This is a genomic window from Sphingosinicella sp., from assembly GCF_052387495.1.
GTDB lineage: Bacteria > Pseudomonadota > Alphaproteobacteria > Sphingomonadales > Sphingomonadaceae > Allosphingosinicella.
The window spans coordinates 1-21,248 of record NZ_JBQTJC010000204.1 but is presented as its reverse complement, the minus strand read 5'-3'; the positions used below and the strand labels follow the sequence as shown (position 1 = coordinate 21,248).

Genomic DNA, 21,248 nt, shown 5'->3' with positions numbered 1-21,248 from the left:
ATTGTTCCCGAGGCACAACGGCTCAGAGCAAGGCTGCGGCCGCTTCGGCGACGGCCCGATCGAGCGGCGCCTGGTCGCGGGCGAGGAAGGCGGGCGCCGCCCCGCGCGCGCGTGCCAGCATCGCGTCGTCGCGATGGACCTGCACGAGCGATTCGGCGAAGGCGCGCGGCTCCAGCGAGGGCAGCGAGACGTGGCCGCCGACGCCCAGCCGGGCGAGGGCGAGGCCGGTGAGCAGCTTCTCCAGGTCGTAGTAGAAGACGACGTGCGGCAGGCCGGCGGCAAGGCACGCGCAGGTCAGGCCGTGGCCGCCATGCGAGACGACCAGCCGCGAGCGCGCCGCGATTGCGGCGAAGGGCAATGGCTCGGGCTCGACGGCGAATCCGTGGCCGACCAGCGCGGCCCGAAGCGAATCCGGCATGCGCGGGACATGCACCCGCATGGGCAACCCGGCCTCGGCCAACCCCCGCCACAAGGGTGAATCCTCAAGCCGCCGCGCGTCGGCATAGACGAAGACTTCCGATCCTTCGCCCACGCTCGCGGCGAAGTCGGGCGGCAGCGGGTGCGCCGGAGGCGCCGGCCGGTGGGCCGCATAAGGATCGAGCTCGGCGAAGGTGACGGGAAGCGCCCGCTCGGCGCGGAATGCGGCGGCCAGCGTCGCCATCGGCTCGGCGTCCGCCTCCGCGAGACCGGCGTTGAGCGCGTCGAGCACCGGTCCCTGATCAACGCCCCGCCCGCCTTCGACGAGGACGGGCAGCTCGGCCAAGTCGGCGGGCGGCAGGCTGAAGCCCGTGCCGACCGCGATGGTCGGAACCCGTCCCCGCGCCGCCATCAGCAGGAAGGGCGCGTAATCGGCGACGACGAGGTCCGGCCGCACGGCAGAGAGCAGGTGCCGCCAGGCGTTGATCATCGCCGCGACCAGCCGCGGATCGTCCATGCCGAGCCGGGCGAGGACGTCGGCGAAGCCGGCCGGTGCCCGGGCCGCCGGCACGGCGCTAAGCAGGCGGGGCGAGACCGGCGCCTGCCAGACCGGCGCGCCGACCGCCTCGCCCGGCGCGAAGGCGTCGAGCCGCTGCACAGCGAAGTGGATCTCGTGGCCCACCGAGCGAAGGATTGCGGCGATGCGAATCATCGGCACGACATGACCGCGATTGGCGCCGAATTCCCAGGCGAGGAGGATGCGCGCCATCGGCCCGGTCAGATGCCTTCCGCGACGACCGGGTATCCGGCCGCATCGAGCCGCGCGACGAGATCGGCGAGGCAAGCCGCGACGGCCTCGGCCTCAACCCCGCGGACGACGAAATTCGCCCCGGCCCGGCCCTCCTTGTAGAAGGGATAGGAGCCGATCTGACAGCCGGGGTGGTCGCGCTCCGTCTGCCCGAGAAGATCGGCGACCTCGCTTTCGGGCACCCAGCAGCCGATCGTGCGCGAAAGCATAGGCCGGCCGCCTTCGAGCTGCCCCGACAGCGCCTCGAGCATCAAAGCCGCGACTTGCGGGATGCCGGCGAGGATGAAGATGTTGCCACAGCGTATCCCGGGCGCGCCCGAGAGGCGGTTCTCGATCAGCTCGGCGCCCTCGGGCACGCGCGCCATCCGAAGGCGCGCTTCGGTGATCCCGCCGCGGCTCGCATAATGCGACTCGAGCAGCGCCCGCGCCTTGGGATGGACGACGACGGCCACGCCGAGCGCGCGGGCGATCGCGTCGACCGTGATGTCGTCATGGGTCGGCCCGATCCCGCCCGTGGTGAAGAGATAGTCGTGCCCGGCCCGGAGCACGTTCACCGCCTCGGCGATCCGATCGAGATCGTCGGGCACCATCCGCACCTCGCCGAGCCTGATCCCCTGCAGGTTGAGCCAGGCGGCGACCGGCGCAACATTGCGATCCTGGGTGCGGCCGGAGAGGATCTCGTCCCCGATCACCAGCAGCGCCGCCGTCCAGATCCGCTCGCTCATGCGGCCAGCGCATAACGCCCCGGGGGTCGCCAAACCAGCCTCCCGGGCCTATATTCCATGCCATGACCGACACGATCCTCGACCGCGACGACAGTGTCATCGGCCGGCACGGCAACATCAAGCTGCATGGGCCCGAAGGCTTCGCCGGGATGCGCGCCGCCGGGCGCTGCGCCGCGGAGATCCTCGACGCGCTCGTCCCGCACGTCGTTCCCGGCGTGACCACCCAGCAGATCGACGAGATCGTCTTCGCCGAGATGCGCGCCCGCGGCGCGATCCCGGCGACTTTGGGCTATCGCGGCTACACCAAGAGCTGCTGCACCTCGATCAACCATGTCGTCTGCCACGGCATTCCGGGCGAGCGGCCGCTCAAGGACGGCGATATCGTCAATATCGACGTCACCCCGATCCTCGACGGCTGGCACGGCGACACCAGCCGCATGTTCCTGGTCGGCGATGTCGGCATCAAGGCGCGAAAGCTCGTCCAGGTCACCTACGAATGCCTGATGCTGGGGATTGAGGCGGCTCGGCCCGGCGCCCGGCTCGGCGACATCGGCCACGCCATCCAGAGCCATGCCGAGGCGCACCGCTATTCGGTGGTGCGCGATTTCTGCGGCCACGGCCTCGGCAAGGTCTTCCACGACGCGCCGGAAGTGGTCCATGCCGGCCGCCCGGGCACCGGCCCGGAGCTCAGGCCCGGCATGTTCTTCACGATCGAGCCGATGATCAACAGCGGCCGCGCCGACTGCAAGGTGCTCGACGACGGCTGGACCGCGGTCACCCGCGACCGTTCGCTCTCCGCCCAGTTCGAGCACAGCGTCGGCATCACCGAAACCGGCTGCGAGATTTTCACCAGGAGCCCGGCCGGGCTCGACGCGCCGCCCTACGCCTGATGGCCGAGCACCTCACCCGCGAAGAACTGGGCCGGGCGCTCGGAGTCGAGGCGGGAAATGTGCCCTTGCCGGTCACGGCCCGCAGCCTGACCCGAGCCGAGATGCGCGCCCGCGAGCGGCGCGGGTTGCTCTGGCTCGGCGGCGCCTATCTCTTGTTCGGCGCGGTCTGCCTGGCCGTGATCCAGCTCGCCGAGACCAGTCCGACCGTGGTACGCTGGCTACCCGCTGGCTTCGCGGTCACCGGGCTCGGCCTAGTCCTCTACGCGTGGCTGCGGCTGCGGCGCCACCGCGTCTACGAGGATCCCGGCCTCGCGGTCGAGGTGGGCGAGGATGCGGTGACGATCAGCGGGCCAAGTGAGAGTGTCGTCCAGCCTTACGACGAGGTCGTCGTCTCGCGGCTGGTCACGCGGAGCCCGCGCAACAGCGTCTATTTCGAAGGGATCGTGCTGGAGACGAAGCTCGGCCCGGTCGCGCTCGGCGATCCCGGCTTCGCCGGCGGCAACGCCGCTGCGGGCGCGATCCTGCGCCGGCTCGACGAACTCGAGCAGTAGCCGGAGCGCGCAGCCTAAAAGCCCCGATGAAGATCACGCCGGCAACGGCCGCCCGGCGGAAGGGCGGGCGGGACCGCGCCGGCGCTATCGCCCCCGGCCTATTGGCCGTCGCGCACCCGGCGATAGGGGACGAACTCGTCGAGGAAGACGATTCCGGTCAGCATGCCCGAATGCGGATCGACCATGCGCACCGTATCGATGCTGCACAGGCGGCTGTCGAACAGACGGCTGACCATCGTGTCCCAGTCCCTCAGGGACTCCACCCCGGCGGTCGGACGCTGCACGTAGATCACGCTGCCGGCGTCGTAGACGATCGCGGTATGATCGATGATCCGGCTCGAGCGGACGCGGCGCAGATCGACGCAGTCGACCGGATCGCCAGCGGCTCTGCCTTCGAGCATGCGCGCGAGCCGGGTTTCGCCGTCCGGGCGATCGGCCGCCTGGGCCGGAGCGCCGAGAATCAGACCGCCGGCGACCGCGAGGAGTGGAAGGAGCTTCTTCATTCATATTCTCCCGAAATTGGCTCTTACGAGCCAATCTACGCGCACGCTTGTGAACAGGGCCTGACTTTCCCTCATTCGTTCCGCGAGCGCAAGGAAAAGACCCCGCCGCGGGTGCGGCGGGGCCTGAAGATCCCGGCTTGCACCGACAGTGCTATTCGCCGGCGGTCAGGTCGACCGTGGCGACTTCGCACAGGTTGACGCCACGTGCGTCAGTGGTGCCGCCGTCGTCATAGGTGGCACGGATGTCCCACTGGCACTGGGTTTCGCCGCGCGCGAAGCTGATCTCCGCCGACTCGCCGTTGGCGAGCACGTCGCGGCCGAGAATGTCCGGGCCCCACTCGTCCTCGTTCGAGGGTGAGACGTTGAGCGTGGTCAGGACGTGGCCGGTATTGTTGTTGATCGTGAAGTTCTGCTGTGCCTGGCCGCCCGCGGCTTCACCGCCGCCCTCGCCGCCTTCGCCGCCCGCCGTCGTATTGCCGGCCGGCGCCGCCGTATTGGCCGGCGCGGCCTTGTTCGCAGTCGTGCCGCCCCCGCCGCAGGCGGCGAGGACGAGCGTCGAGGCGCAAAGCGCGCCAAGCAAGGTGAGTCTCTTCATTTTCCGGTTCCCCCTTCCAATAGGTGGCCGGAGCCTATCCCTTTTTTCTACCCTTGCAATAGGGATTCGCGGGGGCGAAGAGCCGCTTGCGCGCCCTGCCGGCAAGCCTAGGCTGCGGCCCAGCGACGGAGGCTGATTTGAAGAAGATCGAGGCGGTGATCAAGCCGTTCAAGCTCGACGAGGTGAAGGAGGCGCTGCACGATGTCGGCGTCTCCGGAATCACCGTCACCGAGGCCAAGGGGTTCGGCCGCCAGAAGGGCCATACCGAGCTCTATCGCGGCGCCGAATATGTCGTCGACTTCCTGCCCAAGGTGCCGCTCGAGGTCGTCGTCGAAGACGGCCTCGCCGAGCGCGTCGTCGAGGCGATCGCGGCGGCGGCCCGCACGGGGCGGATCGGCGACGGCAAGATCTTCGTCTCGCCGGTCGAGGAGGCATTGCGGATCCGCACCGGCGAGCGAGGCGCCGAGGCGATTTAGGAGTTAGGAGCGCCCGAGTGGACGATCCCCGCCTCGCCTCCATGTCGCCGGACGAATTGAAGTCCGCGATGCGCATCCTGGGCTACAGGACGCAGAACGACGTCGCCGCGGCGATCGGCGTCAGCCGCTCGGCGGTGAGTCTCTGGCTGGACGGCAAGGTCGGCGTCCCCCGCCCCGTGGCAATGCTGCTGAGGATGCTGATCGCCGCCCAGCGCCGCTCCTACTGAGCTTTCCCACGTGAAATATTCACATGGGCGCCGCCCGCGCTGGACGGCCCGGACGCGGCTTGGAATGAAGGCCGCCATCACGAATCCTCCAACCTGGGGCTAGAGTCAGATGGCGAACGACGCGGGCAAGATCCTCAAGAGCATCAAGGACGGCGAGATCGAGTGGGTGGACCTCCGGTTCACGGATCCCAAGGGCAAGTGGCAGCATCTGTCGATGTGCGCGGGCGTGGTCGACGAGGACAATCTCACCGACGGCTTCATGTTCGACGGCTCCTCGATCGCCGGCTGGAAGGCGATCAACGAGAGCGACATGATCCTCAAGCCCGATCTCGACGCTTATTATGTCGATCCGTTCAGCGCCACGCCGATGGCGGTCCTGTTCTGCGACATCGTGGAGCCCGGGACCGGCGAGCTCTACGCCCGCGATCCGCGCTCGACCGCCAAGCGCGCCGAAGCCTACCTCAAGGCGACCGGCGTCGGCGACACCGTCTATGTCGGCCCCGAGGCCGAATTCTTCATGTTCGACGACGTCCGCTTCGAGGACGGCTACAACGCCTCTTCCTTCGCAATCGACGATATCGAGCTGCCGACCAACACCGCCACCAAATATGAGAACGGCAATCTCGGCCACCGGCCGCGCGCCAAGGGCGGCTATTTCCCGGTCGCGCCGGTAGATTCCGCCGGCGACATCCGCGGCGAGATGGTCTCGACGATGATCGAGATGGGCCTCCCGATGGACAAGCATCATCACGAGGTCGCCGCCGCCCAGCACGAATTGGGCCTCACCTTCGGCACCCTGGTCGAGACCGCGGACCGGATGCAGGTCTACAAATATGTCGTCCACCAGGTCGCCGCCGCTTACGGCAAGACCGCGACCTTCATGCCCAAGCCGATCAAGGACGACAACGGCTCGGGCATGCACACTCACATGTCGATCTGGAAGAAGGGCAAGCCGCTCTTCGCGGGCAACGGCTATGCCGGCCTTTCGGAAACCGCGCTCTATTTCATCGGCGGCGTCATCAAGCACGCCAAGGCGCTGAATGCCTTCACCAATCCGACGACGAACAGCTACAAGCGCCTCGTCCCGGGTTTCGAGGCGCCGGTATTGCTCGCTTATTCGAGCCGCAACCGCTCTGCCTCCTGCCGCATCCCCTATGGCTCGGGCGAGAAGGCGAAGCGCGTCGAATTCCGCTTTCCCGACGCAATGGCCAATCCCTATCTCGCTTATTCGGCATTGCTGATGGCGGGCCTGGACGGCATTCAGAACCGCATCCACCCCGGCGACCCGATCGACAAGAATCTCTACGATCTGCCGCCGCAGGAACTGGCCGAGGTCCCTACCGTGTGCGGGTCGCTCCGCGAGGCGCTGCTCGCCCTCCACGCCGACCACGCCTTCCTCACCAAGGGCGACGTCTTCAGCGTCGACCAGATCGAAGCCTATGCCGAGCTCAAATGGGAAGAGCAGATGCGCTGGGAAACCACGCCCAGCCCGGTCGAGTATGATATGTACTATTCGAGCTGAGGCGCAATTGGGAAAGGGAAGCGCCGCCTGGTGCCTCCCTCGTCTCCGACTGGAAGGCGCGTGCTCGGGATGCGCATCAGGTCCGCAATCGTTCTTCCAGGCTCGCGACAACCCGACGATTCCCGCCATGGCATGCCCATCCGTACGGCGTTCCACCCCACAGCTTGTCGACCGCGTCCAGCTTGGCCCCATGGGAAATGAGCAGGTCAACCAGTTCGACATTGTCATGCAGGACCGCCTGATGCAGTGGCTGGCTATGCCGGTGCTGTGAAGAGAACCGGTCTGGATTAGCGCCTGCTTCCAGCGACAGCCGCACCGCCCTTGTCCTGTTGTTGATCACGGCGAGATCAAGCGCCTCGTCCAACTCGATCTGCGTTGCGGAGCGAAGAAGGTCGGGAAAAACGACTAGGCGGTCAAGCGCCGCGGCGATCGGAGCCGTCATCGGGACCCCTTCAGAGACGAGATAATCGACCACTTCGATCTCGCCATGCCCGAGCACGGCGTGAATGTCGCTCACTTCCACATCCGCGCCCGCCGCCACGAGAAGCTTCACGAGCGGGATTTGCAGCCCGTTCGCGCGCGCGCTCGAACTCGTCATGACCAGGCCGAGCGCATAATCGAGATCGCCCTTCGTCACGCCCCGCGCGATCATGGCTTTGGCGATATCCGGCATATTGGCCGGCATCTTGTCGATCAGCGTCGGATTGTTGGCGATGAACCAGAAGAGCTTGGGATCCAGGAAATATTGCTCGCGCGGCGCGTTCCGGTAGCAATCGGGCTCGCGGATGCGCTCGGTGAGCAGGCGAGGCTCAGCGTCGAGAAGGCCCGCGAATCGGGCCAGATCGCCGCCATGCAGCGCATCAACGGCCGCGCGAAATGAGGGGTCGCGGATGACCGGCCTGTCAAGCAGCTCGATCAACTCGGCCTGATGCGTGGATCGGGAGATCCGCGCGATGTCGAGGGCCGAGCGTCCCTTGACGTTCGGCTCCCATTCGATGGCGCCGCGAAGGATCAGGAGCTCGGCCAGTTGCACGGGACCCTGCGCCGCCACGGCGTGCAGCGGCCGCTGTCCGGGAATGGCCTTGCGTGCGCTCGCCCCCGCCTTCAGCAGCATTTCGGCAATGGCGAGCCGCGCCGGGGCCGGCGCCTTCGATGAGCAGGCCTCCCAGAGCGGGCTGGTCTCGGCGCCACCATCATTCGGATCATGCCCTTCGGCAATCAAGCGCCGGACTTGGCCAACGTCGCCAATTGCCGATGCTTCGGCGAGCGCCGAGAGACGCGTTTCCGGCTCAAGCGCGCGCACATGCGCCATGAGTGCCGCCCAGTCGGCAAAGCCGTAGTCCCGCGCAAGCTCATCCTGTGCTTTGGCGAGCTGGACGCCCAGCCGCCTGGCAAGGCGTTTGGCCTCCTTGCGCAGAAATTCGGAGGAGGGGTGATCAGGAAGCGCGCGGGATGCGCGATTGTTGGAAGACATTGCCAATCCTTTCCCTACGCCCCGATGTCCGCCGGCGGGGCAGGAAAGGTGAAGATCACCGATCATAGCTGTCTAAAGGAGGGCTTGGCCCTTTCCGCGGACGAGGGGCCGCCTTGCCGGCCTTGCGCCACGTTAATACCACGGGGCGGGTGAGCGCAAGCGGTCCCGCATAGGTGCGAAGCTGGCAGCCTAATCCTCCAAAATAAGGCTGTGCGTCTTCGTATCGCGCATGCTGAGATAGACGATCAGGGACAGGCCGATCATCCCGGCGACGTACCAGTAGAAGGCGCTCTCCATCCCGCGATCCTTGAACCAGAGCGCGACATATTCGGCCGTGCCGCCGAACAGGGTGTTGGCGAGCGCATAGGGCAAGGCGACGCCGAGCGCGCGGATGTGGGCGGGGAAGAGCTCGGCCTTCACCACCGCGTTGATCGAGGTGTAGCCGGTGACGATGACCAGCGCCGCCATCACCAGACCGAAAGCGGCCAAGGGGCTCTGAACCGTCTCCAGCGCGGTGAACAAAGGCACCGTGAAGACCACGCCGAGCACGCCGAAGGTCGCCATCACCGGCTTGCGCCCGATCCGGTCGGAGAGCGCGCCCGACAGCGGCTGCAGGCACATGAAGACGAACAAAGCGGCGGTCATCACCTGGCTCGCCGTCTCGCGGCCGAAGCCCGACGTGTTGACGAGGAATTTTTGCATGTAGGTCGTGTAGGCGTAGAAGGCCAAGGTCCCGCCCGCGGTCAGCGCCATGACGAGGAACGCCTCCTTCGGATGGTCGCGGAACAGGTTGAGGCTGCTCGATTTGGGGGCGTCCGAAGCCTTCGCATTGGCAAAACTCTCGGTCTCCGCCAGCCGCCGGCGGATGTAGAAGACGACCACCGCCAGCTCCGCGCCAATCGCGAACGGGATCCGCCAGCCCCACGCCTCCAGCGCCTCCTCGGACATCGAGAATTGCAGGCTCAGCAGCACCGCGAGCGCGATCAACTGACCAGCGATCAGGCTGACATATTGAAAGCTCGAATAGAATCCCCGCCGCCGGCGCCCGGCCATTTCCGAAAGATAGGTCGCGCTCGCACCATATTCGCCGCCGAGGCTGAGGCCCTGCATCATTCGGGCGAGAACGAGGATCGCCGGCGCCCAGGGCCCGATCGTCGCATAGGTCGGCATCAGGGCGATGATCAGCGAGCCGAGGCACATCAGGCTGACGCTCAGGGAGAGCCCTGCCTTTCGCCCCCGGCTGTCGGCGTAGATGCCCATGATCCACGCCCCGATCGGGCGCATCACGAAGCCGACCGCGAAGATCGCGGCGGTGTTCAGAAGCTGCGAGGTCTGGTCGCCCTGCGGGAAGAAGACCGGGGCGAAATAGAGCGCAAAGGCGGCATAGACGTACCAGTCGTACCATTCGACGAGATTGCCCGCCGAGCCGCCGATGATGTTGCGCAGCCGGTGCCTTGCGGGCGTCGCCTCCGTCATCCCGTCGCGCATGTCAGCGATGCTCCCCCTTCGGTCCGGCCGACGCCGATGATCACCGACATCCCCATTTCCTCCGGGTTCACCTCGCGCGAGTCGCCGACGGCCGCCAAATGGAAGCCTTGGCTGATCAGCACGTCGCGCACGCGCCCGGGCGCCTCGGCAAACAGCACTTCAAAGGCCGAGGCATCGCTCTCCTCGTAGAAGCTGCGGCGCAGCCCGGTAACCCGCAGCCCGTGCCAGACGCCGGCTACATCCAGCTCTGCATTGACCTCGCGGATATCGGCGCCGCCACCGGTCTCGCGGTTTCGCTCGAAGGTCGGAACCAGTGGCCGGTCGAACCCCGCCACCGAGATGGGCCCGCCGCGCCGGCTCTCGAAGGTTTCGGGATCGATGCGCACCATCCGGTCGAAGATGGCAGCCAAGGCGGGGCTTCTTTCGGAGCTGCGCAGGCTGTCCAGGTTCAGCGTCGCGCCGAGATCGACCGGCGCCGGCTCGGCCGGCGGCGCGGGCGCGACCGTCTGGATATTGTTCGTCGCCGCGGGCGCAGCCTCGTCCGGCTCAGCCGCCGGCTGCCGCAGGGCGAGGACAAGCAGTCCGGCCAGCAGGAGCAGAAGCATCGCGCCTCCGACGACGATCGCCCACCCTCTCATCTCCCTTCCCCCTTAATAGTCCCGCGAGACGCGCACGTTGACGCTTTCGCGGCCGATCGTCGAGATGCTGGAGAGCAAGGAGAGCCAGCGGGTGATCTGATATTCCACGGTGGTCGCCGAATAGCCGCGCCCGTCGGTGATCACCTCGACATAGACGCGCCGCCCGAAATAGCGACCCGCCGCGATCGCGGTGCCGGAGCCCTGGGTGACGTCGGCGGGGAGGATGCGCAGCCGGTCGAGCCCGACCGCGCGGCGCACCGCGTTGATCGGATCGAGCCCGCCGCCGGGGTCGTTCAGGGAGGCCACGGCGGCGGCGAGCTGCAGCGCCTCGGGCGCCGAGAGGTTGGTGATCGAGGTCCCGAACAGGATGCGCGAGAGCAATTCGTCCTGTGGCAAGGTGGGCGTGCTGGTGAAGGCGATTTCGGGCCGCTGGCTGCGGCCGGCGACGCGAATCTGCGCGTTGAGGCCCCGCACCCGCGCCTCGGCGGCGATGTCGAGTTGCGGGTTGACCGGGCTTTCGCCCTGGAAACGGATATTGCCGCGGATCAGGTCGAAGCGCCGCCCGGCGAAATCGTAGGTGCCGCGGATCAGCTCGGCATCGCCGGTGATGCGCGGCTCGGTGACCGTGCCGGCGACGCGCAACTCGGCCTGCCACTCGCTGTTCATGCCGAGGCCGGTGACATTCATCCGGTTGGGCGCACTGACGTCGAGCGCCAGCGTCCACGGATCGAGCCGCCGCACGATCGGCCCCATCGCCGCGTCCGCCCGGTTGACCTCGCGCACGTTGAGCCGCGGCACCTGCGCCGAGGCGGTCGCGCTGCCCAGCTGGAAGCGCCCCTGCGTCACCCGCACCGCGCCCGAGATCGAGCCACCATCCCCGTCCGAACGGATCGCGAGGTCGCCGGTCACCGAAGCCTGGATATCGTCGCGGTCGAGCAATCGGGCATTTTCGGCACGCACGTCGAAATTCATGCCGACGCCTTGGGCCGCCGCGAAATCGAGCGCGCCGCTCCCCGCGACCGTGCCGCCGCCCGGAGTCGTTCCCTGGAAGCGCTGCATCTGCAGCCGCGAACCGCCGAAGCGGCCGGTCGACTGGAGATTCTCGATCACCATGCCGGTGACGGCGCTTTCCAGCCGCGCGCCGGCGGTGCGGACCGAGCCGTTGATCAGCGGATTTTCGAGCGTGCCGCGCATGTCGGCGCCGATCGCCGCCGGCCCGGACAGATCGATCAGCTCGATCCCCGTCAGCCGCCAGAGCGTGTCGGCGGCGCCGTTGTAGCGGATTTGCGCCTGCATCGGCGCGCGCATCAGTCGGGTCGCGAGATCGCCCGACTGGCCGATCGGGGAGAGCCGTGCCTGCGCCCGCCCGATCGTCTGCCCCTCGCTCACCACCACCGCGCGCAGCGCCGCGTTGACTCCGTCGAGCCGGGCGTTGAGCCCGACGTCGATCGGCCGCGAGGAGAGCACCAGCCCGGCGCGGGTGAGGCCCCGGATGCGCAGGTTCGCCTCGCCGGTCGGCGGCGCGCCGCCCGACGGCGAATTGTAGCGCAAGAGGCCAGAAGCGACGCCGCCAAGGCCGAGCCGGGGATAGAACATGTCGAGCACCGTCAGCGGCATCGCCTCGAGCCGGGCGTCGAGCTCGGTGCGCTCGCCGAACAGGCCGGCGAGGCTCGCCTCGCCCCCGGCGAAGCGGAATTGGCTGCGCTCCAGCCGCCAGCCCTCGGGCGTGTAGCTGAGCACGGCCGGCGTGATCAGCTCGAACGGTCGCCGGTCGAGCGTGCCCGATGCGCTGATCGTATAGCGGTTCGGCGAGACCTCGGCGCTGACGTTCAAGGCGAAATCCCGTCCGCGCGAGCCGGCGATCCGTCCGGTCACCCGCCCGGTGCCGCCGCGTAAGGAGGCCTGCAGATCGAGATTGGCAAGATAGATCGGCCCGCGCGTCACCCCGCGCCCAACGATCCGCCCCTCGAGCGAGGTGCCCGCCGGATCGAGCAGGATGACGCCGTTGAACGAGCCGCGCGCGACCGTGATCGGCGTCGTCCCCGCGAATGTCGCGTTGCTCGCGGTCAGGTTGACCGCGATCCGCTGGACGTTGCCGACCGGATCGAAGACCAGCCGCCCCGCGATGCCGCCACCGTCCACGTCGAGCCGCCCGGTGAAGCCACCAGGATCAGAGCGCAGCACACCCGTCGCCCGCGTTCCGGACACGTTGAGCGCGGCAACCTGGATCACCGCCGGTCGCCCCGGCGGCAGCAGGATCTGACCCGCGCCGGTGAACGGCCCCAGCGCCGAGCCGCCCGCGGCACGCCAGGCGAAGCCGGCGGGGTTGGGCTCGAGATTGAGCAGCACGTCGGTGAGCCCGAGCGAGGTGATCGGCCGCTCCAGCCGCACCGCGAGCCGCGGCCGCTCCAGCCGCCCGTCGAGGCTGACCCGCAGCGGTCCATATTCGCTGTGCCGCCCCGCCCCTTCGAGGAAGAAGGTGCCGTCGGTGCGCCGGTAGCCGTTCGCCGTCAGCGCGATCTTCGGCGCGCTGATCCGCATGTTGCTGAAGCGCACGATCCGGTCGGGCCCCCGCGCCAGATCGGTCTGCAGCTCGGGCAGTCCGCCCGCCACCCAGGTGAGGAAGCGATTGTCGAGCCGCCGCACCCAGCCGCGCGCCTGGCCGGTGACATAGGTGCCGCGCCCGTCCGGCCCCGGCACCGCGCGCAGCTGGCCGAGCACGTCGACCCGGCCGAAACCCGGAATCTCGTAGCCCGGCAGGCCGCTGGTCGTGGTCACGACATAGGCGCCGGTGCGCAGGTCGACGCCGAGATTGACGAGGCCGCGCAGCTGGTTGGTCGCGAGCACGATCCGCTCGCCGGTGAGTCGGCGCGGGGTAATGCGCAGGAAGCCCTCGGCCCGGGCATTGGCGAGGATCGTCTCGGCCGGCTCGCCCACCCCGGTCACGCGACGCGCGGTGAGCAGCAGCGGCACCGTCACCGGCGACGGCGAGAGCCGGCCGCTTCCGGTGACGCGGACCTCCTCGAACCCCGTATCGTCGAAGGCGATGCGGGGGCTGGTCAGTCGGTAGACGAAGTTCGCCCGGCCGAACGGCCCATCGAGCAAGGCGGTGCCACGCACCTGCCGCCCGGTCATGTTGCGGAACAAGGCCGGCGGGCGGACGAGATCGGCGGCGATGGCGACGTCGCGATAGCGATTCTCGCCGAGGTCAACGATCCCGCGGGCCTCGACGCGCAGACTCGCCGAGCGGAGCGAGAGCCGGCCGTTGATCTTGCGGTCGAGGAAGGCGCCGCTGCCGCCCACCAGAATGCGCGGCGCGGTCAGCCGCTGCAGCTTGCCACGCAGGAACGGCGCGGGCGCCGCCCAGCCGGTCAGGCGGAAGTTGCCCCGGCTCCAGCCGAGCCGAAGGTCCGCCGTCCGCCGCCCCGAGACGTCGAGCAGAGCCTGCCCGGTCCAGCGCGACCAGACGCCGTCGCCTTCGACATCGAGCCGGATCGGCCGGCTCGTGCCGAGCATCGCCCCGATCACACTGTTTTCCGGCGCCCGCACCCTCGCCTCTATGTCGAAGCGGTCGCGGTCGGGCTCGGCGTCGATGGCGAGGCGGAGCTGATCACCGCCATCCCTGATCTGCGCGCGCAGGCCGACCAGCGCCCGGCCGCTCCTGATCTCCGCCTCTCCGGACAGGCTGCCGACCTGCTCGCGCCCGGTCACCGCCGCGCCGATGCGCAGTTGGCGCACGTCGAGCCGGCCGACATGGATATCGTAATCGGGCAGGATCGGCCCCGGCTCCTCGGGCTCGATCAGGTTGGGCAGGCGATGGAGCGTGACCAGCTCGGAATCGAGCTCGTGGATGCGCAGGCTCCCCCAGAGGAAGTCGAGCGGCCGCCAGTTCATCGCGATCTCGGGTGATTCGGCGAACAGCCCGTCGGGATCGTAGAGCCGTACGTCCCGCAGCTGGGTCCGCCCCCAGATCGAGCCGTCGATCCGGCCGATGCGGATGCGCAGGCCCGATTCCGGGGTCATCGCCGCGATCCGGTCGACGATGAAGCGATGGCCGGGGCCGGTGTCGAGGAAAAGCACCAGGGCGACGAAGGCGAGGACCAGACCCAAGAGCAAGGTCGCCAGCGCCTTGAGCAGCTTCCTCGCCCAGAAGCCGCCGCCGCGGCGCCGAACCGGCTCGGCCGGCAGCTCGGCGGCGTCGAGAGCGGCTTCGGCCACGCTCAGAAGGCCTGGCCGAGCGAGACGTAGACCGCGATGCGCGGATCGCCGGGCGCCGGATTGATCGGCGTCGCCACGTCGACCCGGATCGGGCCGAAGCGGGTGTGATAGCGCACGCCCACGCCAGCGCCGAAGCGCAGATTGTCGAAGCGCGGCAGCGGCGAGGTCGAGATGTTGCCCGCGTCGATGAAGGGCACGATCCCGAACGACCCGACCCGGACCCGCGCCTCGATCGCCAATTCGGCGAGGCTGCGGCCGCCGATCGGATCGTCGAACACCGGGTCGCGCGGCCCGATCCGCTGGAAGCCGTAGCCGCGCACCGAGCCGCCGCCGCCGGCATAGAAGCGCCGCGACGGCGCGATCCGGTCGCGGCTCGCGCCGAAGATCGTGCCGAGCCGGGTCCGCCCGGCGATCGTCACCGTCTCGGAAGCGGGCCAGTAGAAGCTGCCGTCCACCTGCGCGCGCAGATAGAAGAAGCTGCCGTCCTGCAGCGACGCTTCGGGCGAGAGCCGCGCGGCCAGCCGGAAACCGCTGGTCGGATCGAGCAGATCGTTCGAGCCGTCATAGCCCAGGAAGGCGGGGATCGCGCCGATGAAGAAGGTGCGCCGCCGAGTCGTGCCGGTGGCGAGATCGATGTCGCGCTCGTCGGACGCGATCAGCTCGGTGCCGAGTGACCAGGTCCAGTCCTTCTGCCAGATGATGTTGGTCTGCCGCTCGATGCCGCCGGCGAGCACCACGGTGCGCGCGTCGAAGGCGGGCCGGTCGACATGGCTGACGGCGATCTGCGCGGTCAGCACCTGGTCGCGCCGGCCGAAATTGTTGCGCCTGAGGATCGCCGAGACGAGCTGCTCGCGCGTCCCGGCGACGCCGCGAAGGGTGAGCGCGCCTTCGGGCGGGAAGAAATTTCGGTGCTGCCAGCTCCCTTCCAGCCTGATCCCCTCGCCCGAGCCGTAGCCGGCCTCGCCCGCGATCGTGCGCATCGGCGCCGGTTCCAGCGCGACGGCCAGATCGACGAGATCGCTGTTCGGCCGCGCGACGGGCCGGATCGTCACCGAGGAGACGAGGCCGGTCGCGACCAAAGCCTGGCGCAGATCCTCGACGAGGGCCACGCGATAGGGTTCGCCCTCGTCGAAGCGGGCGATGGTCTCGATATGGCCGGCGCTGAACAGGGGCGCGCCCTCGACGATCACCCCGCCGAAGCGGCGCGGCCCGCCCGGCTCGACCGGCAGGACGAGAGTCGCCGTCCGCGTGTCGTGGTCGAGGACGATGTCGGGCTCGCCGACCTCGGCGAAGGCGTAGCCCCGCCGCCCCAGCTCGGCGCGCAGGTTCGCCCCGGCCGCCTGGACATTGGCCGCGTCAACCGCTGCCTCCGTGTCGATCGCGAAGGCTTGGCGCAGCGCCTCGGCGTCCGGGCCCAGCGCCTCCTCCAGCCCCGGCAGCTGCACCTCCGCGAAGCGGTAGACCGGCCCCGGCTCGGCGGTCAAAGTGACGAGGAAGCGCCCGTCCGCCTCAGCGCTCACTTCCGTCATCACCTGCGCGTCGTAATGGCCGAAGGCGCGCAGCAGCTCGGCGATCAATTCAGCGTCTGCGCGGGCGCGGCGGTCGACCTGCGCCGCATTGGCCGGCTGGTCGCGATATTCCTCCAGCGTCGAAAGCTCGCGGAAGCGCTGCAGCAAGGCGGCGGATTCGACCGGGTCCACGCCCTCGATCCGGTAACTGTAGGTCCGCGCACGCCCCGCGTCGGTCGCGCCGGACGCCGCCTCGGGCAGGTCAGGAATCTCGTCATCGGGATCGTTGGCCATGTCGGGCCATTCGAGGCCGAGGTCGGGCCAGGGATCGAGCGGCGCCGACGGGTCGAGCGGCTGGTCCTCCCCAGCGGGCGGCATGGCTTCCTGCGCCCGGGCGGGATCGGCACCGAGAATCAGGGCGATAGCGGCCGACAGCGCCGCTGCACGCCGCCCCGCTACGACTTGCAACATGGGAGAGACCTAGCGGGCGGGGCGAGGCCGCGCCAGCCGCGAATTGTCTCGGTTTCTCAGTGGATCGTGTGCTGGGAGCGGTCCGCCGTCATCAGCAGGATCATCCGCTCGATCTGCCGCCACCGGCAATAATGAACGACATTGCCCAGATTCCGGCTTTTCGAGGCGCGCGCGGCGGCCTCGCCGGCGGCGTGCCGACCGAACTCGGCGATCAGATCCGCCGCGTCGGCCGCCGCGGCGCGATCGGGCACATGAACATGTTCGAGCAACGCCAACCCCATCTTCTCTTGTGGAGTCGGCATAGCCCCGGCGCGGTTTCGAAAATGCCTCATGACGATGCTCAACGAGACGTAAACCAGGTTGAATTTCGCTGGCCCCGGCACCGCCCCGCTGCCATGAGCCCGGCATGGACGGACCTCCCCGCAAGCCGATGCGCTCCGGCGGCGCCCTGCTCGCCCTCGCGATCCTCGCCGGCGTCGTCGGCGGCGCGCTTCTGCGCCAGCCGAGCCTCGGCTTCCTGATCGGGCTCGGCGTCGGCCTCGTGCTGCTCGGCCTGGTCTGGCTCGCCGACCGGCGACGCTAGCTCTCGCGCTCCAGCCGCTGCATCGCCGCCTCCCATTCGCCCATCTCGGCGCGCGCGTCCTGGACGAAGCGCGAGCGGCGGATGCCGGAAAGGAAGAGGCCGCCGACGATCCGCCCCAACGGGCCGACCGGGCGGCGGAACTGCATGAGCAGAACGACGCGGGGCTCATCCGTGTCGTTCCACACCTCGTGATGGTTGGTGTCGTCGAAGACGAGGGTCTGCCCTTCCGCCCAGTGCAGCATCTCCTCGCCGACCTGCATCCGGCACTTCTCGCGCTCGCGCGGCACGATCACGCCGAGATGGGCGGTGAGGATCGCCTTGGTGACGCCGCGGTGGCGTGGGATGTGCGCGCCGGGCTCGAGGATTGAGAAGAAGGCGCTGTTCAGCCCCGGCACCTCCATCACTGCCGCGGCGGTGACCGGGCAGCGGCGGATATTCTCCTCGGCGCGATAGCCGTAGCCGATCAGGAAGAAGCTCTTCCACTTGCCCGGCGGGGCGATCCGGCGATGGTCGGGCGAGATGCTGGCGAGCGGCGGGATCGCCTCGCGCAGCGCCAGCACCGCCTCGAGCTCGGCGCGGACCTCGGGCCATTTCACCTCGAGCGCGGCAATCCAGGGGAAGACGGCTGCCGGATAGACCGGCTCGTCCCCGACTTTGGACGAGCGGGCGACGAGCCGGCTCACCCTGTGGCGCAGCTTCTTGCCGATCCGGTACCACGAATCGGGAACCGCGATGCCGCGGCGCGATTTCGCCGGTGAAGAGGGTGTCGTTGCCATGAGCCCGGATAGTCCCTTCGCGGGCATATAGGATTGTGCCGGCGGATGTGAACCGCGCCCGACTCAGCCGATCCGCCGCCCCGCCCAGACCACCCGGCCGACCGGCTCGATCGCGGCGAGGTCGCAATCGGGCCAGCCGGGATAGGCCGGATTGTCGCTGCGGATCGAGACGCTCCGCGCCGCGGGATTGAGCGCGACCCGCTTCACGACCAGAGCGTCGTCGATCCTGAGCACGTAGATGCCGTCGCGCAGCCGTGTCGCGGCGTCGCCGCGGTCGACCAATATCTCGTCGCCGTCGGCCAAGGTCGGCGCCATCGAATCGCCGGCGACTCGGATGATCGACAAAAAGTCCGGGCTGCCCCGCGCCACTCGCCGCAGCCAGGCGGGATCGAAGGCGATATGCGAAGCGGCCCGCTCCTCGGCGCCGAACGCCCCAGCGCCGGCCGAGGCGCCGACGTCGAGTTGCGGCACCCGCACCAGTCCGGCCTCCGCCGGCGCCGCCGTCTCGGGCGCGCCGAGCAAGACTTCGTCCACGCCGAAATAGCGGGCGAGCAGCCGCCGGTCGCGCTCGGCCAGCCGGCGCGGGCTGCCGCGCTTGATATACTGCTGCACGTAAGCGGGGTTGCGGCCGATCAGGCGGGAGAGGCCGGCATAATCCTCGCCTTTCTCCTCGATCAGCCGCTGCAGCGCGGCTCGGGCCTTCTCGTCCGCCATTTTTTTCTCTTAAACGTAGGTTTTTTCCTAGACAAGTAGGAAATGTCCTCCGAACGTGAACATATTGAGAACAGTGATTCGGAGGCGACCATGCTCCTGCGAAAGCGAATCGAGCTCTATCTCAAGCGCGCCGAAATGCCGGCCACCCGCTTCGGCCGCGAGGCGCTGGGCGACCCGCGCTTCGTCCACGACATTCGCCGCGGCCGCGAGCCGCGCCCGGAGACGAGGGCGCGCGTCCACGCCTGGCTCGACCGGAAAGAGGGCGGCACGCCATGGGACTGAAACGCTCTGCCGCAGATGAGCTGCGACGTACCGTCACCTTCGTCACCTTCGCGACAGTCGGCGAGGTCGAGAGCCGGCCCTGGGCCAGCGTCACCTTCACGGGCGAGCGCCATCGCCTGACGCTGACCCTGACGGGGCCGGAGGCCGAGGCTGCGGCGGATTCCTTTCTAAACGGCTTGGGCGAGCGCGACTTCCCGCTGCGCGGCCACATCCTGATCGACATCGCCTGCGTCGGCGACACGCGTGGCGAGGATGACGTGCGCCTCACCCTGGAGGCGTTGACCGTGGAAGCGGATTAGGCGTCGCGCGCGGTGAGGCGTTGCAGGCTCTCGATCGCGCTCTGCAGCCGGTCGTCCGACGCGGACGGGGCGGGCTGGGGCGCCGCCTCCGGAGCCGGCGCGGCGGTGGCGCGGCGGGCGAGGCCCGCCTCGAGCCGGCCCATCAATTCGGTGAGGCTCGACGACGCCGGTGCCTCGGCGGCCGGGGCGGGCGCGGGCGCTTCCAATTCAACGTCGAGCCACGAAGCCACCGGCTGCGGCGGCGCTGGCTCGCCGAGATCGCGGGTCGCCGAGATCGGGCGCCGCGCCGGGGCGTCCGGATGGGTGTCGCGCTTGCGCAGGCGCGGGCTCTCCGCCTCGGATTCGGCGGCCGGCGCGATGCGCGGCGCCGGGCGCGCGCCGAAGCGGTCGAGCCAACGCAGCAGCAGGAAGGCGGCGAAGAAGGTCCCGAGCGCGCCGGCGACCGCGAGGGCGATCCGGGCGGTCGTGCCGAGCGGCGGCTGCGCCGCCTCGAGCAGATTGGGCAGCCCGCTCGCGCCCACCGCCTCGGCGAGCAGATCGGCCGGGATGGTGAAGGCGGCGAAAGCCACCGAAAGCCCGGCCAATGCCGCGACGGGCAAATCGAGCGCGTTGCGGTCGGCGTTGCGGAACAGGTTCGTGAAGGAATGCGTGGCGATCATGCTCTCTTGCCGGTCAGTCGTTGATACAAAGGGGCATAAAGCGAAATGTTTGACGTCCAGTTACGCTCACGCTCGACGAACGCGCGGGCCGTGTCGCGCCGAGCCTCCCATTCGCCGCGTCGCTCGAACAGGCCGGCGAGCGCGTCGGCGAGCGCCCGCGGATCGCCGGCCGGAAAAAGCGTGCCGGTGACGCCGTCCTCGATCAGCTCGCGATGACCGCCGACATTGGACGCCGCGACGAGCTTGCGCTGCGCCATCGCTTCCAAAGGCTTGAGCGGCGTCACCAGCTCGGTCAGCCGCATCGCCTTCCTCGGATAAGCGAGCACGTCGATCAGCGCATAGTAAAGCTCGACCTCGTCATGCGGCACGCGGCCGACGAAGCTGATTCGATCGGCAACGGGCGATGCCGCCGCCTGCGCCTTCAGCGCGCCTTCCATCGGCCCGCCGCCGACGAGCAGCAGCCTCGCCTTGGGGCGGCGCTCGATCAGCAGCGGCATCGCCGCGATCAGATCGTCCAGCCCCTCATAATCGTAGAAGGAGCCGATGAAGCCGACCACGTCCGCCCCCTCCAGCCCGAGCGACCGCGCGAAGGCCGCGTCGGCCGCGGGCGGCGCGCCGAACAGGTCCATGTCGACGCCGTTGGGCGACACCACGATCTTCGCCGGATTGATGCCGCGGCGGATCAGATCCAGCTTCAGCCCCTCGCAGATCACCGCCACCGCGTCGGCGCGGCGCGCCGCGTGGGTTTCGAGCAAACGGGTCAGCCGGTAGCGCGCCGAGCCCTCGCGGCCCGTCCCGTTGCCGACCGCCGCATCCTCCCAAAAGGCGCGGATTTCATAGACCAGCGGCAGGCCGTGGCGCCGCGCCACGGGCAAAGCGGCCAGGGCGTTCAGCACCGGAGAATGGGCGTGGAGCTGGTCAGGCCGCCATTCGCGCACGAGCGCGTCGAGCCGCGCCGAAAGCGCCCGAATCTCGCGCCATTCGCGCAAGGGCGCCGGGGCGGGCGCGGGCTTCGCCGTGCGGTAGAAGGTGATCCCATCGACCGTCTCCGGGTCCGGCCCGTCCTTGGCGTGCCGCGCCCCGGTCAGGCACACCACTTCCCACCCCCGCGCCAGCTGCGCCTTGACGATGGCGCGGGTGCGGAAGGTGTAGCCGCTCTGCAGCGGCAGGCTGTGATCCAGAACATGGAGAACGCGCATGCTTAGGGCCTGCATTCGGGATTGGAGGTGGCCGGGATCGGCCGGAGAAGCCGGCTGGAAAGGAGGGCGGGGAAGGCCGGGCCGGGCAGCCCGGTCGAGCCGGCCGACGCAGCCAGCCGGCTTCTCCGGCCGACCGCACAGCGGCGGGCTGTCCTTTGCCGCCCGGACGGCGTCGCTCGGTCGGTCACGATGGGGTCTCCATCGCTCCCTCCTCGCTCCTTGCCG

At 69.1% G+C, this 21,248-nt stretch carries 22 protein-coding genes; 8 read left to right on the top strand and 14 right to left on the bottom strand.

What is annotated here, in order from left to right:
• Positions 1–22 precede the first annotated feature (22 nt).
• Together ACT4N8_RS11470 and ACT4N8_RS11465 are read right to left on the bottom strand one after the other, a co-directional pair.
• Complete coding sequence (locus tag ACT4N8_RS11470; protein ID WP_444858259.1) at positions 23–1,186, bottom strand: glycosyl transferase-like UDP-glucuronosyltransferase; 1,164 nt, start codon at positions 1,184–1,186, stop codon at positions 23–25.
• Positions 1,187–1,194: 8 nt separating this feature from the next.
• Positions 1,195–1,950 carry a competence/damage-inducible protein A gene (locus ACT4N8_RS11465; RefSeq protein WP_444858258.1) on the bottom strand — a complete coding sequence of 252 codons (756 nt, stop codon included), beginning with the start codon at positions 1,948–1,950 and terminating at the stop codon, positions 1,195–1,197.
• A 62-nt stretch (positions 1,951–2,012) separates the two neighbouring features.
• On the opposite strand from ACT4N8_RS11465, the gene map reads away from it, so the two are divergent.
• On the top strand, positions 2,013–2,840 hold the full coding sequence (gene map / locus ACT4N8_RS11460) for a type I methionyl aminopeptidase (RefSeq protein ID WP_444858257.1): 828 nt from the start codon (positions 2,013–2,015) through the stop codon (positions 2,838–2,840).
• Positions 2,840–3,391 (top strand): hypothetical protein, encoded by a 552-nt coding sequence (locus ACT4N8_RS11455; protein ID WP_444858256.1) that lies wholly within the window; start codon positions 2,840–2,842, stop codon positions 3,389–3,391. The genes map and ACT4N8_RS11455 overlap by 1 nt, the downstream gene beginning before the upstream one ends.
• Before the next feature lie 98 nt (positions 3,392–3,489).
• Here ACT4N8_RS11455 and ACT4N8_RS11450 read toward each other — a convergent pair whose 3' ends face one another.
• The gene (locus tag ACT4N8_RS11450) at positions 3,490–3,894 is read right to left on the bottom strand and encodes a hypothetical protein (protein ID WP_444858255.1); all 405 of its coding nucleotides are present in this window, start codon (positions 3,892–3,894) and stop codon (positions 3,490–3,492) included.
• 151 nt (positions 3,895–4,045) lie between these two features.
• Entirely contained in the window at positions 4,046–4,489 is a 444-nt protein-coding gene (locus tag ACT4N8_RS11445; protein WP_444858254.1) for a hypothetical protein, read from the bottom strand.
• Positions 4,490–4,626: 137 nt separating this feature from the next.
• Between ACT4N8_RS11445 and ACT4N8_RS11440 the strand changes: the two genes are divergently transcribed.
• From ACT4N8_RS11440 to glnA, 3 genes are all read left to right on the top strand, one after another.
• Positions 4,627–4,965, top strand: coding sequence for a P-II family nitrogen regulator (locus ACT4N8_RS11440; RefSeq protein ID WP_444858253.1), 339 nt, complete (start codon positions 4,627–4,629; stop codon positions 4,963–4,965).
• Positions 4,966–4,982: 17 nt separating this feature from the next.
• Entirely contained in the window at positions 4,983–5,192 is a 210-nt protein-coding gene (locus tag ACT4N8_RS11435) for a transcriptional regulator (RefSeq protein WP_444858252.1), read from the top strand.
• 109 nt (positions 5,193–5,301) lie between these two features.
• Positions 5,302–6,714 (top strand): type I glutamate--ammonia ligase, encoded by a 1,413-nt coding sequence (gene glnA / locus ACT4N8_RS11430; protein ID WP_444858251.1) that lies wholly within the window; start codon positions 5,302–5,304, stop codon positions 6,712–6,714.
• Between the two features lie 76 nt (positions 6,715–6,790).
• On the opposite strand, the gene ACT4N8_RS11425 is transcribed toward glnA, so the two are convergent.
• The 6 genes from ACT4N8_RS11425 to ACT4N8_RS11400 form a co-directional block, all read right to left on the bottom strand.
• Positions 6,791–8,188: an ankyrin repeat domain-containing protein gene (locus ACT4N8_RS11425; protein ID WP_444858250.1), complete on the bottom strand. Its 1,398-nt coding sequence runs from the start codon at positions 8,186–8,188 to the stop codon at positions 6,791–6,793.
• A 189-nt stretch (positions 8,189–8,377) separates the two neighbouring features.
• Positions 8,378–9,676 carry an MFS transporter gene (locus ACT4N8_RS11420; RefSeq protein WP_444858249.1) on the bottom strand — a complete coding sequence of 433 codons (1,299 nt, stop codon included), beginning with the start codon at positions 9,674–9,676 and terminating at the stop codon, positions 8,378–8,380.
• On the bottom strand, positions 9,661–10,314 hold the full coding sequence (locus ACT4N8_RS11415) for a hypothetical protein (RefSeq protein WP_444858248.1): 654 nt from the start codon (positions 10,312–10,314) through the stop codon (positions 9,661–9,663). The genes ACT4N8_RS11420 and ACT4N8_RS11415 overlap by 16 nt, the downstream gene beginning before the upstream one ends.
• A 12-nt stretch (positions 10,315–10,326) precedes the next feature.
• Positions 10,327–14,532, bottom strand: a complete 4,206-nt coding sequence (locus ACT4N8_RS11410) for a translocation/assembly module TamB domain-containing protein (RefSeq protein WP_444858247.1) — start codon at positions 14,530–14,532, stop codon at positions 10,327–10,329.
• A gap of 2 nt (positions 14,533–14,534) precedes the next feature.
• Positions 14,535–16,511 (bottom strand): autotransporter assembly complex protein TamA, encoded by a 1,977-nt coding sequence (locus tag ACT4N8_RS11405; RefSeq protein ID WP_444858246.1) that lies wholly within the window; start codon positions 16,509–16,511, stop codon positions 14,535–14,537.
• A gap of 56 nt (positions 16,512–16,567) precedes the next feature.
• Positions 16,568–16,786 (bottom strand): hypothetical protein, encoded by a 219-nt coding sequence (locus tag ACT4N8_RS11400; protein WP_444858245.1) that lies wholly within the window; start codon positions 16,784–16,786, stop codon positions 16,568–16,570.
• Positions 16,787–16,917: 131 nt separating this feature from the next.
• Here ACT4N8_RS11400 and ACT4N8_RS11395 point away from each other — a divergent pair, with 131 nt between their 5' ends.
• Entirely contained in the window at positions 16,918–17,094 is a 177-nt protein-coding gene (locus tag ACT4N8_RS11395) for a hypothetical protein (protein ID WP_444858244.1), read from the top strand.
• Here ACT4N8_RS11395 and ACT4N8_RS11390 read toward each other — a convergent pair.
• The gene (locus ACT4N8_RS11390; protein ID WP_444858243.1) at positions 17,091–17,870 is read right to left on the bottom strand and encodes an aspartyl/asparaginyl beta-hydroxylase domain-containing protein; all 780 of its coding nucleotides are present in this window, start codon (positions 17,868–17,870) and stop codon (positions 17,091–17,093) included. The genes ACT4N8_RS11395 and ACT4N8_RS11390 overlap by 4 nt on opposite strands.
• 63 nt (positions 17,871–17,933) lie before the next feature.
• Positions 17,934–18,584: a S24 family peptidase gene (locus ACT4N8_RS11385; protein ID WP_444858242.1), complete on the bottom strand. Its 651-nt coding sequence runs from the start codon at positions 18,582–18,584 to the stop codon at positions 17,934–17,936.
• Positions 18,585–18,674: 90 nt separating this feature from the next.
• On the opposite strand from ACT4N8_RS11385, the gene ACT4N8_RS11380 reads away from it, so the two are divergent.
• Positions 18,675–18,866 carry a hypothetical protein gene (locus ACT4N8_RS11380; protein ID WP_444858241.1) on the top strand — a complete coding sequence of 64 codons (192 nt, stop codon included), beginning with the start codon at positions 18,675–18,677 and terminating at the stop codon, positions 18,864–18,866.
• Entirely contained in the window at positions 18,857–19,165 is a 309-nt protein-coding gene (locus ACT4N8_RS11375) for a hypothetical protein (protein WP_444858240.1), read from the top strand. Before ACT4N8_RS11380 ends, ACT4N8_RS11375 begins: the two co-directional genes overlap by 10 nt.
• On the opposite strand, the gene ACT4N8_RS11370 is transcribed toward ACT4N8_RS11375, so the two are convergent.
• Both ACT4N8_RS11370 and ACT4N8_RS11365 read right to left on the bottom strand, forming a co-directional pair.
• Entirely contained in the window at positions 19,162–19,824 is a 663-nt protein-coding gene (locus ACT4N8_RS11370; protein ID WP_444858239.1) for a hypothetical protein, read from the bottom strand. The two genes, ACT4N8_RS11375 and ACT4N8_RS11370, sit on opposite strands and share 4 nt — an antisense overlap.
• The gene (locus tag ACT4N8_RS11365; protein ID WP_444858238.1) at positions 19,821–21,023 is read right to left on the bottom strand and encodes a TIGR04063 family PEP-CTERM/XrtA system glycosyltransferase; all 1,203 of its coding nucleotides are present in this window, start codon (positions 21,021–21,023) and stop codon (positions 19,821–19,823) included. Before ACT4N8_RS11365 ends, ACT4N8_RS11370 begins: the two co-directional genes overlap by 4 nt.
• Between the last annotated feature and the right edge of the window lie 225 nt (positions 21,024–21,248).

Bases quoted from the DNA above. Each gene is read 5' to 3' on its own strand.
- ACT4N8_RS11455 (WP_444858256.1), top strand. From the start codon at position 2,840: ATGGCCGAGCACCTCACCCGCGAAGAACTGGGCCGGGCGCTCGGAGTC.
- ACT4N8_RS11420 (WP_444858249.1), bottom strand. From the start codon at position 9,676: ATGCGCGACGGGATGACGGAGGCGACGCCCGCAAGGCACCGGCTGCGC.
- glnA (WP_444858251.1), top strand. From the start codon at position 5,302: ATGGCGAACGACGCGGGCAAGATCCTCAAGAGCATCAAGGACGGCGAG.
- ACT4N8_RS11415 (WP_444858248.1), bottom strand. From the start codon at position 10,314: ATGAGAGGGTGGGCGATCGTCGTCGGAGGCGCGATGCTTCTGCTCCTG.
- ACT4N8_RS11375 (WP_444858240.1), top strand. From the start codon at position 18,857: ATGGGACTGAAACGCTCTGCCGCAGATGAGCTGCGACGTACCGTCACC.
- ACT4N8_RS11365 (WP_444858238.1), bottom strand. From the start codon at position 21,023: ATGCGCGTTCTCCATGTTCTGGATCACAGCCTGCCGCTGCAGAGCGGC.
- ACT4N8_RS11380 (WP_444858241.1), top strand. From the start codon at position 18,675: ATGCTCCTGCGAAAGCGAATCGAGCTCTATCTCAAGCGCGCCGAAATG.
- ACT4N8_RS11385 (WP_444858242.1), bottom strand. From the start codon at position 18,584: ATGGCGGACGAGAAGGCCCGAGCCGCGCTGCAGCGGCTGATCGAGGAG.
- ACT4N8_RS11445 (WP_444858254.1), bottom strand. From the start codon at position 4,489: ATGAAGAGACTCACCTTGCTTGGCGCGCTTTGCGCCTCGACGCTCGTC.
- ACT4N8_RS11470 (WP_444858259.1), bottom strand. From the start codon at position 1,186: ATGGCGCGCATCCTCCTCGCCTGGGAATTCGGCGCCAATCGCGGTCAT.
- map (WP_444858257.1), top strand. From the start codon at position 2,013: ATGACCGACACGATCCTCGACCGCGACGACAGTGTCATCGGCCGGCAC.
- ACT4N8_RS11395 (WP_444858244.1), top strand. From the start codon at position 16,918: ATGGACGGACCTCCCCGCAAGCCGATGCGCTCCGGCGGCGCCCTGCTC.
- ACT4N8_RS11405 (WP_444858246.1), bottom strand. From the start codon at position 16,511: ATGTTGCAAGTCGTAGCGGGGCGGCGTGCAGCGGCGCTGTCGGCCGCT.
- ACT4N8_RS11450 (WP_444858255.1), bottom strand. From the start codon at position 3,894: ATGAAGAAGCTCCTTCCACTCCTCGCGGTCGCCGGCGGTCTGATTCTC.
- ACT4N8_RS11370 (WP_444858239.1), bottom strand. From the start codon at position 19,824: ATGATCGCCACGCATTCCTTCACGAACCTGTTCCGCAACGCCGACCGC.
- ACT4N8_RS11390 (WP_444858243.1), bottom strand. From the start codon at position 17,870: ATGGCAACGACACCCTCTTCACCGGCGAAATCGCGCCGCGGCATCGCG.
- ACT4N8_RS11465 (WP_444858258.1), bottom strand. From the start codon at position 1,950: ATGAGCGAGCGGATCTGGACGGCGGCGCTGCTGGTGATCGGGGACGAG.
- ACT4N8_RS11425 (WP_444858250.1), bottom strand. From the start codon at position 8,188: ATGTCTTCCAACAATCGCGCATCCCGCGCGCTTCCTGATCACCCCTCC.